The sequence below is a fragment of the Streptomyces sp. A0592 genome, from assembly GCF_004795115.1.
GTDB lineage: Bacteria > Actinomycetota > Actinomycetes > Streptomycetales > Streptomycetaceae > Streptomyces > Streptomyces erythrochromogenes.
On sequence record NZ_SSBM01000026.1, the window covers coordinates 86,436 to 100,307 of the forward strand.

General features: G+C 70.8%; 12 protein-coding genes. 5 read left to right on the top strand and 7 right to left on the bottom strand.

Features of this window, described 5'->3' with window-relative positions; translation table 11 throughout:
* Nucleotides 1-11: 11 nt before the first annotated feature.
* The 5 genes from E6U81_RS29065 to E6U81_RS29085 all read right to left on the bottom strand — a co-directional run bounded on the left by E6U81_RS29065 (nt 12) and on the right by E6U81_RS29085 (nt 3,611).
* Nucleotides 12-569, bottom strand: coding sequence for a hypothetical protein (locus tag E6U81_RS29065; RefSeq protein WP_136233013.1), 558 nt, complete (start codon nt 567-569; stop codon nt 12-14).
* Nucleotides 566-946, bottom strand: coding sequence for a PadR family transcriptional regulator (locus tag E6U81_RS29070; RefSeq protein ID WP_136233014.1), 381 nt, complete (start codon nt 944-946; stop codon nt 566-568). The genes E6U81_RS29065 and E6U81_RS29070 overlap by 4 nt, the downstream gene beginning before the upstream one ends.
* 64 nt (nt 947-1,010) lie before the next feature.
* Nucleotides 1,011-1,619 carry a DUF308 domain-containing protein gene (locus E6U81_RS29075; RefSeq protein ID WP_136233015.1) on the bottom strand — a complete coding sequence of 203 codons (609 nt, stop codon included), beginning with the start codon at nt 1,617-1,619 and terminating at the stop codon, nt 1,011-1,013.
* Between the two features lie 115 nt (nt 1,620-1,734).
* Nucleotides 1,735-2,379, bottom strand: a complete 645-nt coding sequence (locus E6U81_RS29080) for a response regulator transcription factor (RefSeq protein WP_136233016.1) — start codon at nt 2,377-2,379, stop codon at nt 1,735-1,737.
* Nucleotides 2,364-3,611, bottom strand: coding sequence for a sensor histidine kinase (locus E6U81_RS29085; protein WP_240804067.1), 1,248 nt, complete (start codon nt 3,609-3,611; stop codon nt 2,364-2,366). Before E6U81_RS29085 ends, E6U81_RS29080 begins: the two co-directional genes overlap by 16 nt.
* Nucleotides 3,612-3,787: 176 nt before the next feature.
* Between E6U81_RS29085 and E6U81_RS29090 the strand changes: the two genes are divergently transcribed.
* Nucleotides 3,788-5,713, top strand: a complete 1,926-nt coding sequence (locus E6U81_RS29090) for a serine hydrolase domain-containing protein (protein ID WP_136233017.1) — start codon at nt 3,788-3,790, stop codon at nt 5,711-5,713.
* A gap of 161 nt (nt 5,714-5,874) precedes the next feature.
* On the opposite strand, the gene sbnB is transcribed toward E6U81_RS29090, so the two are convergent.
* Together sbnB and E6U81_RS29100 are read right to left on the bottom strand one after the other, a co-directional pair.
* Nucleotides 5,875-6,882, bottom strand: a complete 1,008-nt coding sequence (gene sbnB, locus E6U81_RS29095; RefSeq protein WP_136233018.1) for a 2,3-diaminopropionate biosynthesis protein SbnB — start codon at nt 6,880-6,882, stop codon at nt 5,875-5,877.
* A gap of 56 nt (nt 6,883-6,938) precedes the next feature.
* A complete protein-coding gene (locus E6U81_RS29100; protein WP_136233019.1) occupies nt 6,939-9,191 on the bottom strand; it encodes an MMPL family transporter in 2,253 nt (750 codons plus the stop codon).
* Between the two features lie 359 nt (nt 9,192-9,550).
* Between E6U81_RS29100 and E6U81_RS29105 the strand changes: the two genes are divergently transcribed.
* From E6U81_RS29105 to E6U81_RS29120, 4 genes are all read left to right on the top strand, one after another.
* Entirely contained in the window at nt 9,551-10,537 is a 987-nt protein-coding gene (locus tag E6U81_RS29105) for an ATP-binding cassette domain-containing protein (RefSeq protein WP_136233020.1), read from the top strand.
* On the top strand, nt 10,534-11,337 hold the full coding sequence (locus E6U81_RS29110; RefSeq protein ID WP_136233021.1) for an ABC transporter permease: 804 nt from the start codon (nt 10,534-10,536) through the stop codon (nt 11,335-11,337). Before E6U81_RS29105 ends, E6U81_RS29110 begins: the two co-directional genes overlap by 4 nt.
* Nucleotides 11,338-11,358: 21 nt before the next feature.
* On the top strand, nt 11,359-12,339 hold the full coding sequence (sbnA, locus tag E6U81_RS29115; RefSeq protein WP_136233022.1) for a 2,3-diaminopropionate biosynthesis protein SbnA: 981 nt from the start codon (nt 11,359-11,361) through the stop codon (nt 12,337-12,339).
* The coding region (locus tag E6U81_RS29120) for a condensation domain-containing protein (RefSeq protein WP_240804068.1) at nt 12,336-13,872 on the top strand (1,537 nt) is incomplete at its 3' end. The genes sbnA and E6U81_RS29120, both read left to right, overlap by 4 nt.

Genomic DNA, 13,872 nt, shown 5'->3' on the forward strand with positions numbered 1-13,872 from the left:
CGGCGCGCGCTTCAGGCGGCGCCGCTCCTCCGGGCCCGCAGGTCGGCGACGGCGTACGGGAGCCCGGGCAGCAGCAGGAGCGGCGGCGCCCACAGGGGCAGCGTGAACAGCGGCCCGTCACCGGCCAGCCGGTCGACGAGGATCCCCGCGGGGAGCGCGACGAAGAGGGCCACTGCCCAGCTCCGCCGGAAGCCGAGGCTGCCCCGGCGCAGCTTCCAGGCGATGGTGACCGCGGCGAGGACCACCCAGAAGGCGAGGTTGCCGGGGGTCACGTCCAGCTGCGTGGTCCACCGGGTCAGGTACGGGATCAGCAGGACCCAGCCGGCGAAATAGCAGCCGATGGACGCGGAGCGCAGCATGCGGCGCGGGAGCGGGGTGCGCGCCCGGGCCCAGGCCGCGGCGAAGGTGCGTACGTTCCCGCCGACGACGTCCTGTGCGGTGCGGCCGGCGGCCTCCGCGTCCTCCAGGTGCGCGGAGAGCTCGTCGAGCATCTCGCGCATGGACGCGTCGTCGATCCCGCGGTACTCCCAGTTGCTGCGGCAGGCGGCGAGTATCTGCGCGTTCGTCATGCCGTGTTCTCCCCCGTGGATGGCGTGGTGGCGGTCAGGATCCGGCCCACCGGTCCGGCGAAGGCGAGCCAGTCGGCCCGGCCGCGGCCGAGCTCGGCGTGCCCTGCGTCGGTCAGCCGGTAGTACTTGCGCGGGGCGCCGCCGCTCGGCGACGGGGCGCGGTACGAGGAGATGAGCCCCGCCCGCTCCATCCTGGCGAGCAGCGGATAGATGCTGCCGTCGCTGACCAGTTCCAGGCCGCCGGCGGCGAGCGCCTCGGCGAACTCGAAGCCGTACCTGGGTCGTTCGGCGATCAGGGACAGCAGGCAGAGGTCGAGCACTCCGCGCAGGAGCTGGCTGCGCCGTTGGTCACCGGTCGCCGGCGGCTCCTTTGTCATGCGGCACAAGATAGTCAGGGACTACCTTGCGCCGCAAGGCAATGGGTGCGGCCGGCGTGGCCCGTCATCTCGAAGCGGCGACCCGGCGGGTGGCGGAACGCATCACCAGGGCCATCACGACCTCGAACACGCCGAGCAGGACGAGCCACAGTCCGAGCAGCCGCGTCAGGGCGACCGCGGAATCCACCGGGAAGCAGAGCACGACGATCCCGGCGACCGCGCCGAGGGCGCCCAGGCCGAAGAGCAGCCCCCGGTGGACGAGGAGCCGGTCGGCGATCGCGACGTAGGCCGTGAGCACTCCGGTGATCAGCCAGAACACGCCGATGATCAGGGACAGTGCGCCGATCGTCTGCATGGGGTGCCGCAGCACGAGGACGCCGGCCAGGAAGGCCAGGATCGCGATCAGTACGCTCGCCAGTCTGCTGCCGCCGGCGTCGTTGCTGTGCGAGAAGGCGGCGACGAAGCGGAACCCGCCCGCCACCAGGAGCTGCAAGCCGATGATCACGGCCAGGACGTGCAGCGTCTCGTCGGGCCAGACGAGCACGAGGATGCCGGGGATCAGGGTCGCGAGAGCGACGCCGAGCGCCCAGTGCCAGGAGCTCCCGAGCTGCTTGAGCGTGTCCTCGGGGTCATGCTGCGCGCGCTGCGGTGCCGCGTCGGGATGTACGGACATCACGCCTCCCGGACCACCTGGAGTACCTTTACACCCACTTTATGCCGATACGCACCAACGCGCGGCTCCGGCTGGACGTACCCCGGCGGCTCGGAAGCCCTGGGCGGCCGCCGTCTCACTTGAGGTACGCGATGACCGCGAGCACCCTCCGGTTGTCCGCGTCCGACGGGGGCAGGTCGAGCTTGGCGAAGATGTTCGACGTGTGCTTGATGACCGCGCGTTCGGTGATCACCAGCTCCTGGGCGATCGCGGCGTTCGAGCGGCCCTCGGCCATCAGGCCGAGCACCTCGCGCTCGCGCGGGGTGAGGCGGGAGAGGGGGCCGTCGCGGTGGAGTTCCTTGGCGAAGAGCTTGGCGACGACGTCGGGGTCCATGGCGGTGCCGCCGGACGCGACCCGGCGTACCGCGTCCACGAAGCCGTCGGGGTCGAAGACCCTGTCCTTGAGCAGGTAGCCGATACCCCCGCTGCCGTCGGCGAGGAGTTCGCGGGCGTAGAGCTGCTCCACGTACTGGGAGAGGACCAGGACCGGCAGGCCGGGGACCTGGCGCCGGGCCTCGAGGGCGGCCCGCAGTCCCTCGTCGGTGAACGTCGGCGGGAGCCGGACGTCGACGACGGCGACGTCCGGCTTGTGGTCGAGGAGGGCCTGGAGCAGTCCGGGCCCGTTGTCCACGGCGGCGACCACCTCGAAGTCGTACGACTCCAGCAGGCGGACCAAACCGTCCCGCAGCAGGAACAGGTCCTCGGCTAGGACAACGCGCACGGCAGCTCCATGGTGAGGGTGGTCGGTCCGCCCGGCTTGCTGTTGATCGCGAGGAGCCCGTCGAAAGCGGCCAGGCGGCGCTCGATGCCGCGCAGTCCGGTGCCGCGCGAGGGGTCCGCGCCGCCCTGGCCGTCGTCGATGACCTGGCTGCGCAGCGCGCCGCCCTCGTGCCAGAGGTCGATGCTCACGGTCGTCGGCGAGGCGTGCTTGGCGGCGTTGGTGAGGGCTTCGGCGACCGCGAAGTACATCGCGGACTCGACGGGCGCCTCCAGCCGGCCGGTCAGGTCGGCGTTGACGGTGACGTCGAGCGGGCTGTCCAGGGCCAGGGCGCGCACCGCGTCGGCGAGGCCCCGGTCGGCGAGCACCGGCGGGTGGATGCCGCGGACGAGGTCGCGCAGCTCGGTCAGCGCGGCGGCAGAGGCCTTGCGGGTGTCGGCCAGGATCGCTCGTACGGCCTCCGGGTCCTTGGCGAGCAGCTGCTCCGCGACGCCGAGGTTCATCCCGAGGGCCACCAGACGGGCCTGCGCGCCGTCGTGCAGGTCCCGCTCGATGCGGCGCAGTTCGGCTGCGGAACTGTTGACCGCGTCGCTGCGGCTGTCGGTGAGGCGGCGGACGCGCTCGGCGGTGCGGTTCGGGGTGAGCAGCGTGCGGGCCAGGGAGGCATGGGCGCGCAGCAGCGCGGGGCCGGCGGCGAGACCGGCGAGCAGGGTCACGAGGCCGAGGGCGGCGGCGTACCAGGCGGAGGTCAGGTCGCTGATCTCGACCCACAGGTAGTAGTTCTCGCCGGCGTCGGCGATGGGCCGGTAGATCGCCGGCATCAGCATGCCGCCGAGTCCGCCGACGACGAGGACGAGCGGCGACAGCGCGAGCACCACCCCCACCACCGGGTTGACCAGCATCCACGCCAGGTCCCGCCAGGTCGCCGGGTCGGTCAGCACCCAGTGCGTGCGCTGCCACTGCCCCTTCAGACCCGGCTCGGCGGCCGGCGCGGGAAGGTACGGCTCCTCGACCGCGCGGCCCGACCACCGTGCGGCGGTCCTGCGGGAGTTGTTCACCACGGCCCGTACGGCGACGGCGAGCGCCGGGACGAGCAGGACGCCGAGGCCGATGCCGATCAGGGAGACCGCCGTCACGAAGAGGCAGAACAGGACGAGTTCCCCGATCGCGAGGAAGAGAACGGGCAGCCCTCTGCCGAGGGCGCGGAAGCCAGTACGTACATCCAGGTTGTTCACGATCGTCCCATTCCCCTCTGCACACGGCTCGCTGCCGTGGTGATGTCCCTAGTCTTCTCGGTGCCGGCCCGGCACACACGGGACGTGTGTGCCGTGTGCGGTGGTGTACCTAGGTCCCCCCTCGGACGCCACCGAGGTGTCTTTTTCGGCGCTGTCGTGGCGACTTGACTGTATACATGACGATGCGACTGCGACTGCGGCTCCTGCTCCTTCCGCTGTGTGTCCTGCTGCTCCTGGCGGGTGGCACCAGCGCCGCCTCCGCGGGGCCGGCACACCGGACGGGGGCCCGCTCCGCGGCCGGGCCGTCCGAACTGCCAGGGCTGTCGGGTGCGGTCGACACCCTCGTGCGCCGGCAGCTCACCGACTACCGCATCCCCGGCGCGTCCGTGGTGGTCGTCGAGAACGGCAAGCCGGTCCTCACCCAGGGGTACGGCGTCGCGGACGCCACCTCGGGGACACCGGTGGACCCCCGGAGCACCGGCTTCTTCATGGCCTCCGACGCCAAGCTGTTCACGGCGATCGCGGTCCTTCAGCAGGTCGAGCGGGGACGTCTCGACCTGGGATCCGACGTCAACCGCTACCTCACCTCCTTCAAGGTGAAGGACACGTATCCGGGACACCCGGTGACCGTACGCGATCTCCTCACGCACACGGCGGGTTTCGACAACAACATCATCGGGCGGGCCGCCACCCGGCCCGAGGACGTGCGCCCGCTCGGCGAGAGCCTCGCCGACCACCAGCCGCGCCGGGTGCGCCCGCCGGGCGAGGTCGCCAGCTACGACAACTACGGTGTGGCGCTCGCCGGTCACCTCGTCGAGACGGTGACGGGCACCCCCTTCGCCGCGTACGTGGACCAGTCGATCCTGCGGCCCCTCGGCATGGACCGGACGAGCTTCGCGCAGCCGCACGCCCCCGCGATCGAGGAGGGCCTCGCACGCGGCCACCGCCCGGACGGTGGGCACCAGCGCGTCCAGGACGGTCAGTACGGCGACTGGTCCCCGACCGGCGCCGGCGCCGTCACCACGGCGGCGGACATGGGGGAGCTGCTGCGCGCCCTGCTCGGCGGCGGCGGTCCGATCCTGAGCGAACGCTCCGACTCCGCCCTGCTGGCACGGCAGTTCGGCAACGACGACCGGCTGCCCGGCCTTGGTTACATCCTCGAGGAGCGCGTCCGCGGCGGACAGCGGATGCTGGTCAAGGACGGCGACCTGCCCGGATTCCACGGCAATCTGGCACTGCTGCCCGAACGGAACGCCGCGGTGTACGTCGTCTACAACGGCGACGGCGAGAACGGGCGCGCCATCCACGCGGGGCAGGAGCTGGCCGACCTCGTCGCCGACCACTTCGGTGGGCCCGTCACCGCGCAGCGCTCCACCTCGCTCGCCGATGTCGGGCAGTACGAGGGCGACTACCGCTCCACGCGCACCAGTTCCTCGGAGCTGACCCGGGTCAGCGCGCTGACCGGTTCGGTACGGGTGAGCGCGGGCGACGGGGCGACGCTGACCACCACAGGGCTGTCGCGCGACCCGGACGTGACCGAGCGCCACTGGGTGCAGCTGAGCCCGGGGCTCTTCCAGGAGGAGGGCGGCCAGGACCGGATCGCCTTCCGTGACGGTCGCCTCTCCGTAGCCTCGGAGGTCTCCGTCGCGTACGAGCTGCTGCCCTGGTACCTCTCCCCCACGCTGCACCAGCGGGTGCTGCTCGGCTCGCTCGCGTTCCTCGCCCTGACGGTGCTCGCGCTGCCGGTGCTCGCCCTGGTGCGCCGCCGCTCGCCGGGTGCGACGGCCGGGGCGCGCGCCGCCAAGCTGCTGCTGTGGACGTCCGGCGCGCTGATCACCGCGGCGACGGTCTGCTTCCTGCTGCTGTCCGCCGACCCCAATGCCCTCAACCGCACGATCATCGTGGGTGACTCGCCGCTCCTGACCGCGGTGCCGGCTCTGACCGGCATCGCGCTCGCGACCACGGGCGCCATGGTCGTGTGCGCGTTCCTTTCCTGGCGGCGGCGCTGGTGGCACCTGTCCGGCCGGCTCCACTACTCGTGCAGCACGCTGGCCGCACTGATCTTCCTCGGGGTGTGCGCCTCGTACCGGCTGGTGGGTTAGGCCGTCCCTCTCGGATCCTGCCGGGACCGGCAGGATCCGAAGGGGTCGGCCCCGGGGGCGGCTGCCCCACGGCATAGGGGTCACGATCGTTCCTCCGTCGGACGTGGGGCGGCCCGGGCAGGAGCTCCTCCTGCCCGGGCCGCGTTCGTTGGGACCGGCGACTACCAGCGGGTCGTCTCGCCGAAGAAGTCCGCGATCTCCACGGCCCCGCCCGAGGCCCGTGCCGCGCGGAAGACGTGCAGGCCGACCGCCAGGTCGAGGACGCCCAGGCCGAACGGTGAGAAGATCACCGGCTTGTCGCCGCCGGTGGTCACCTCGCCCTTGATGAACTGGGCGAGCGTGCCGGTGACGAAGTGCCGGTCACCGTACTTCTGTTCCGCGAGATGCGGCGAGGTGTTGGCCTTCATGCAGTGCTCGACGTCGTCGAGGATGTTGTACGCGCCCTCGATCAGCTCCGGGCCGATGTCCCGCAGCGAGATGTTGAGCACGGTCTGACCGGGTGCGAAGGCCTCCGGGTCGAGGATGTACGGCTCGGCGGCGGTCGTCGCGAGGACCACCACGTCGGCGCCGGCGAGGGCCGCGGCGAGGTCGTGCTCCGTGTCGGCGGGGTAGCCGAGCACGTTCGCGGTGTGGGCGGCGAGCGCGGAGCCGTACTCCTCGCTCTTGTCGTGCACCGTGACCGAACCGAACTGCCAGTCACGGGACGTGAAGAACTCCAGGATGTTGCGCGCGATGATGCCCGCGCCGACGACCGCCAGCTTTCCCGCGGTGCGCCCGCCGGTCAGCTGCTCCGCGGCGAGCACCGCCGAAGCGGCCGTACGGGCGGCGCTGATCTGCGAGGCCTCCAGGCATGCGAAGGGGTAACCGGTCTCGTGGTCATTGAGCAGCAGGGCCGCCGACGCACGCGGGATGCCCCGCTCGATGTTCGCCGGGAAGCTGCTGATCCACTTGATCCCGGAGATGTCGGCGCCGGCGCCCAGGTGCGCGGGAAGCGCGATGATGCGGGCGTCGGGCTTCTCGGGGAAGCGGAGGAAGTAGCTGTCGGGGTTCACCGAGTCGCCCGCCTCGTGGGCGAGGTAGGTGTCGCGGACGACGTCGACGATGTCCTGCCGGGAGGCCGAGATGATCTCCCGTGCGGTCTTGCCGCCGATGACGCTGAACTCGTACATGGAGAAGGATCCTTGCCAATCGTGAGCGGATGCGGGGGGTGAGGGCCTCCGGCCGCTCAGCGGCCGGCGAGGGTGTGCTGGGACGGCTCGGTCCGCCGGTGCCCGGCGGGGGCGGCGTGCTGCCGTACCGGAGCCGGCTCGTCCGCACCGTGCGAGAGCTCGGGCAGCCACTTGAGCCAGGAGGGCAGCCACCAGTTGGACCGGCCGAGCAGCACCATCACGGCGGGCAGCAGGACGGCGCGGACAAGCGTGGCGTCGAGGAGGACCGCGATGGCCAGACCCACGCCCAGCTGCTTGAAGTCCTGCATGGACAAGGTGCCGAAGACCGCGAAGACGGCCACCATGATCAGGCCGGCGCTGGTGACGACCCCGGCGGTGGAGCGGACGCCGTGGGCGACGGCCGCCCGGTTGCCCACACCCTGGTCGTAGGCCTCACGGATCCGGGACACCACGAAGACGTGGTAGTCCATCGACAGGCCGAACAGGACGACGAAGACGAACAGCGGCATCCAGGACTCGATCGCGCCGACGGCCGTCGTGCCGACCAGCTCGTCGCCCCAGCCCTTCTGGAAGACCGCGGTCATCACCCCGTAGGCGGCGGCCACCGACAGGAGGTTGAGGATGATCGAGGTGATCGCGATGACCGGCGAACGGAAGCAGAGCAGCATCAGCAGGAAGCTGATGCCCATCACGAAGGCGAAGACGGGCAGGATCGACGACTTGAGCTGGTCGTTGTAGTCGGTCGAGAACGCGAGGTCGCCACCCACGGGCGCCTGGTTGGATCCGTCCTTCTCCAGGGTGGCCGGGATGATCACATCGCGCAGTTGCTCCAGGGCGCGGACCGAGGTCGCGTTGCGGCCGTCACCGGCGAGAGGCGCGTTGATGACCGCGATGTTCTCGTCCTTGTGGACGGTCATCTCGATGGGGTTCTTGACGTGGCCGGAGGCGAGTGCCTGCTCCTTGAAGGAGGCGATGGCGCCGGTGGCCTCGGCCGAGGTGACGTTCCCGGTCTTGAAGACGATCTGGGCCGGTGCCGGGGCGCCGGGGAAGGCCTTCTCGATCCGCCGGGCGGTCTGCGCGGTGACGTTGTCGGCGGGCAGCAGCTGGTCGAAGCCCAGCTTCTCGGTCTTCATGGACAGCGCGGGCGCGGCGAGAGCGAGCAGGAACGCGAACCCGAGGACGGCGGACAGGGCGGGCGCCTTCAGGACGGCGCCGAGCAGCCGGCCCGGCTTCTCGCCCACGGTGCGTACACGCGTCTTGCGGCGCAGGCCCGGGATCCGGCCGGCGTCGATCTTGTCGCCGAGCATCGCCATCACGGCGGGCAGCACCGTCATGGAGCCGAGCACCGCGATCAGGACGACCTCGATCGTGGCGATGGCGAAGCCCTCGAAGACCGTGAGGCCGGAGAGGAACATGCCGGCCATGGCGACGGCCACGGTCAGACCGGAGATCAGCACCGAGCGGCCGGAGGTCGCGGCGGCGATGCGCAGCGCGCTCTCCCTGTCGCGGCCGGCGGCGCGCTCCTCGCGCTCGCGGCGGAGGTAGAAGAGGCAGTAGTCGACGCCGACGGCGAGGCCCATCAGGAGCAGCACCGAGTTGGTCATCGCGTCGACCGGGACCAGCTGGCTGGAGAGCGCGAGCAGGCCCATGGCGGCGACGCACGCGGTGATCGCGAGAACCAGCGGCAGGACGGCGGACAGGAGCGCGCCGAACACGACGAGCAGGATGCCGAGCGCGACGGGCACGGCGGTGAACTCGGCGCGGGTGAAGTCCTCGCCGAGCGAGTCGTTGATGCCCTTGAGTCCGCTGGCGGCGCCGTACTGGCCGAACGTGACGTCCGTGTGTGCCTCGTCCGCCTTGGCCAGCGCGTCGACGACGGGCTGGATGCGGTCGGCGGCCGTGTCCGGGTCGCCCTTCACCGCGAACTGGACCAGCGCGTCGTGCTTGTCCTCGGAGAAGGCGCCGGTCTCGTACGGGTCGCCGATGTTCTGCGCGAGGCCGGTGCCGTCCACGGCCGCGATCGCGGCGGCGACGGCCTTCTTGAACTCGGGGTCCTCAGCGGCCAGTCGGTCGCTGTGGACGAGGATCATCTCGGGCGCCGGGGTCTTGATGCCGGCGTCGACGAGGACCCGGGCGGCGCGGCCCGACTCCCCCGTGCCGTAGTCGGCCTCGGTCAGGCTCTTCTGCCCCGTCAGACCTCCGAGGACTGTGAGCGCGATGACGGCGAAGAGCCATCCGAAAAGTGCGGTCTTGCGGTGCCGGGCGCTCCAGGCTCCCAGTGAAGCCGCCAGATTTCGTTGCCTTGCCATTGCCTCTCCCAGTGGGACGTCTGCGGTAAGCGTTCATGAGCGACGTCTCTCACTGTAGATATTCGGTGCCGACGAACCCCCTCCTCGGCATGTCAGCTCAATGCGGCTGCAGCATCCTGCCAGCGCGCAGGAAAAACCGGCGTCGGCAGCATGCTGCCGCGGCAGTCTGTGGCCACCGGGAACGACGCGATCCGGCCAAGTCGCCAGTTAGGTTCCTTCTCGTAGGGAGTTACGGGGCGAGAAGGACTGCGTTGTAGTCACCACGCAACCCGCAGCATGCCTGCCCACCGAACAACTCCCCAATCGGGAACCAGCCAAATGTTTTGCCAATTCACTTGGGACAGGAAAGGGGGGATTCCGTGAACACCGCGATCGAGGTCGCCGGCCTGACGAAACAGTACGGCAGCCACCGCGCCCTGGACGGCGTGGACCTGTCGGTCGAAGCGGGCACGGTGCTCGGTCTGCTCGGGCCCAACGGCGCGGGCAAGACCACCACGGTCCGCATGCTCGCCACCCTGCTCGAACCCGACGCCGGCACGGCTCGCGTCGCGGGCTTCGACATCGTGCGGCAGCGGCGCGAAGTGCGCCGCCGGATAGGTCTCGCCGGGCAGTACGCCGCCGTCGACGAGCTCCTCACCGGCCGCGAGAACCTCATCCTGCTCGGCAGGCTGCTGCGGCTCGGCCGCAGGGGCGCAGGGGTTCGCGCCGCCGAACTCCTCGCGCAGTTCGAGCTGGAGGCCGCTGCGGACAAGCCCGCCAAGGAGTACTCGGGCGGCATGCGGCGCCGCCTCGACCTGGCCGCGAGCCTGATCTCGTCGCCCGAGGTGCTGTTCCTCGACGAGCCCACCACCGGACTCGACCCGGCCAGCCGGGCCACGCTGTGGCGGATGGTGCAGGACCAGGTCGACCAGGGCGTCACGGTCCTGCTGACCACCCAGTACCTGGAGGAGGCCGACTTCCTCGCGGACCGGATCCTGGTCGTCGACCGGGGCCGGGTGATCGCCGAGGGCACTTCCGACGAGCTGAAGCGGAAGGTCGGGGGCGAGCGCCTGGAGGTTGCCGTCGCCGACGCGGCCGCGCTCGCGCAGGCCGCCTCCGTCCTCGCGCCGCTCGCGGTTGGCCCGCCGCAGCTGGACGAGCGGCAGCGCACCCTCCACGTACAGCTGCCGGACGGGATGGGCGCGCTGGCGTCCGCCGCGACCGCGCTCGAATACGCGGGCGTCACCGTCGAGGAGTTCGCCCTGCGGCGGCCCTCGCTCGACGACGTCTTCTTCCATCTGACCGGCGAGCCGACTGGCGCGCCGGCCTCGCACCCCGGCGCAGCGAAAGCGGAGGCGTCCCTATGAGCTCGGTGCTTGCCCACGGCGGTGACGTCGCGGCCCTCACCGGCCGGCATCTGCGCCATCTGCGGCGCACCCCGGAGAAGATCATCGGTGTGGCGCTGACGCCCGTCGCGATGGTCGTGATCCTGGGCTATCTCTTCGCGACCGTCGTCGAGGTGAAGAACACCGGCGGCAGTTACCGCGAATACATCATGGCCGGGGTGTTCGCGCAGATCGGACTCTCCTGCATCGGCATCACCGCGATCGGTGTGGCCGGCGACCTGGAGAAGGGGCTGATCGACCGGTTCCGCTCACTGCCGATGGGCCGGGCCACCGTCCTCGTCAGCCATACGCTCGCCGATCTCGCCGCCGCGGCCCTGAGCATCGTGCTCGTGGCCGTCACCGGGCTCGCCATCGGCTGGCGTGTGCACGGGTCGGTCGCCGAGACCGCGGCCGGCTTCCTGCTGCTGCTCGCCTTTGCCTACGCCATGCTCTGGGTCGGCGCGCTCCTCGGCATGGTGATGCGCAACCTTGAGGCGATCAGCGGCGTGGCCGCCCTGCTCCTGGTCCTGTTCTCCTTCCTCTCCAGCTCGTTCATGCCGCTGACCGGGCTTCCGGGCTGGCTGCAGGTCCTCGCCGAGTGGAATCCCGTCAGTGCGGTGTCGGAGGCCTGCCGGCAACTGTGGGGAAATACCGACGTCGCCGCATCCGGAAGTTTCCCGGTGGAGCATCCGGTGATTGTCTCGCTGGCCAGCATCGGGCTGCTCATCGCCATTCTCATACCTCTGAGCCTGCGTGTGTACCGCACATCGGCCACGCGATAGCCTTGTCTTGATGGGGGGATCATGCCGGTTATCTCGGCACCGCACGAATTCAACACCGAGGATCTCTACGTAGATCTCCGGGAGATGTACGGGTATCCGCTGCACCTCAAATGCGAAGGGTTCAATTTCGCCGGTTCCATCAAGCTCAAAGCTGCGGCGAGCATGATCGAGGCGGCTGAGCGCAGCGGACGGCTCACCAAGGGCTCGACGCTGGTGGAGTCCTCGTCCGGCAATCTCGGGGTCGCGCTCAGCGTGATCGCCGCGGCCAAGGGCTACCACTTCATCTGCGTGGTCGACTCGCGGACCAACCTCGCGACGCGCAAGCTCATCGAGTCGCTCGGCAGTGAGGTGCACACCGTCACGGAGCCCGCCGCGGAAGGCGGGTTCCTGGCGGCGCGGCTCGAGTACGTACGGTCGCTGCTCGCCCGCAGCCCGCGGGTCGTGTGGCTGAACCAGCACGCCAACCCGGACAACTGGCGGGCGCACTACCGCACCACCGCCCCGCAGATCGAGAAGCAGTTCCCCGACCTGGAGCTGCTGTTCATCGGCGCCGGCACCACGGGCACCCTGATGGGCTGCGCCCGCTACTTCAAGGAGCTGCCGAGGCCGGTGACGGTCGTCGCGGTCGACAGCGTCGGCTCCGTGACCTTCGGCGGCCCGGAGGGCACGCGCATGATCCCCGGACTCGGCACGGGGGTACGGCCCGCGCTGCTCGACACCTCGTACGTCGACGACGTCGTGCACGTCCCCGAGGTCGACACCGTGCGTGCCTGCAACACCCTGGCGCGCGGGGGATTCCTCTTCGGCGGCTCCACCGGGACGGTGGTGAGCGGTGCGCTGCGCTGGCTCGCCGAGCACCGTCCGAGCCAGAACGTCACGGCGGTCGCCATCGCCCCGGACCTGGGCGAGCGCTACGTCGACACCGTCTACCAGCCGAGCTGGGTGCGTGACGTGTACGGCATCGAATCGTCCGAACTTCCCACTGGAGCAGTGCAGTCATGATCCCCGCACCCCCCGCCCGGCAGCTGCCGCTCTCCGAGGCTCAGCGCGAGATGTGGTACGGGCAGCAGGCCGACCCGGGCAACCCCGTCTTCACCATGGGCGACTTCCTGGAGCTGCGCGGCCCCCTGGACACCGCCCGGTTCACGGCCGCGTGGCAGGGGGTGCTGTGGGAGGCCGGCACCCTTCGTGCCCTGTTCACCGAGCTCGACGGCGAGCCGCGCCAGGAGCTCGCCGCCGTCGGGGACTTCCCCGTCGAGACGCTCGACCTGTCCCAGGAGCCGCAACCGCGCGACGCCGCCGAGGCGTTCATGCGCCAGGATCTGCTCACGCCACCGGACCTGACCGCGGGCACACTGCGTTCGGTACTCCTGCGGCTCGGCCCGGACCACCTGCTGTTCTACATCCGGGTCAACCACATCCTGGTCGACGGGTTCAGCCGCGTCCTCATCTACAACCGGCTCGCCGCGCTGTACGCGGACCCGGACGACGGGGGCGCCTTCCCCGATCCGCATACGCTCACCGAGGACGAGGCCTCGTACGCCGCGACCGCCAAGTACGCCAAGGAGCAGGAGTTCTGGCGGGGCCGCTTCGAGGAGCAGCCCGAGCCGGTGAGCCTCTCGCCGCGCCCCGGCGGGCCTGCCCGCAGTTCGCTGCGGTGCGAGGCTGTACTGCCCGCGGCCGCGGTCGAGCGGCTGCGGGCACTGGCCTGGGACTCCCGCATCACCTGGCAGACGCTGCTGATCGCCGCGACCGGCGCGTACGTCCAGCGGGCGGCCGGCGTGGACCGCGCCCTGCTCACCCTCGCGGTGCCGGCCCGTGCCACGGCTGCCGCCCGCGCCGTTCCGGGGATGCGCGCCAACTTCGTGCCGCATCCCGTACGGGTGCTGCCCGGCCGTACGGTCGGGGACTTCCTGCGCGACAGCGCGGGCGAGCTGCGCGCCACTCTGCGCCACCAGAACTACCGGGGTGACCGGATCCGTCGCGACCTCGGCTTCACCGGAGACGCGGGACGCTCGCTCGGGCCGACCGTCAACGTCCTCGAATCGGGCTTCGACTACGCGTTCGGCGAGTGCGCCGGACTCCTGCACAATCTGTCGACCGGGCCGGTCGAGGACATGCAGATCATCTATCTCGACTCGGCCGAGGACGGCTACGCGGTACGCCTCGACGCGAACCCCTCGCGCTACACGCAGCAGGAGCTCGAACTCCACCAGCGCCGCCTGTTCGGCTGGCTGGGGACGCTGGCCGAGGCGGGGCCGGACGCAGTCGTCGACCAGCTCGACATCCTGCTGCCGGAGGAGTCGGCCGCGCTGCGCGCGGGATGGAACGCCACCGTGATCGACGAGACATACGCCGGGGTGGTGGAGCGTGTACGGGCACTGGCTGTCGACGAGCCCGAGAAGACTGCGGTGCAGGATCCGCAGGGTTCTGTTTCGTACGGTGAGCTGGTCGCTCTCGCTTCGGCCCTGAGCCGCCGACTGGTCGCGGCCGGGGTCCGTCCCGGATCACGCGTCGCGATGCTGTGCGAACCCG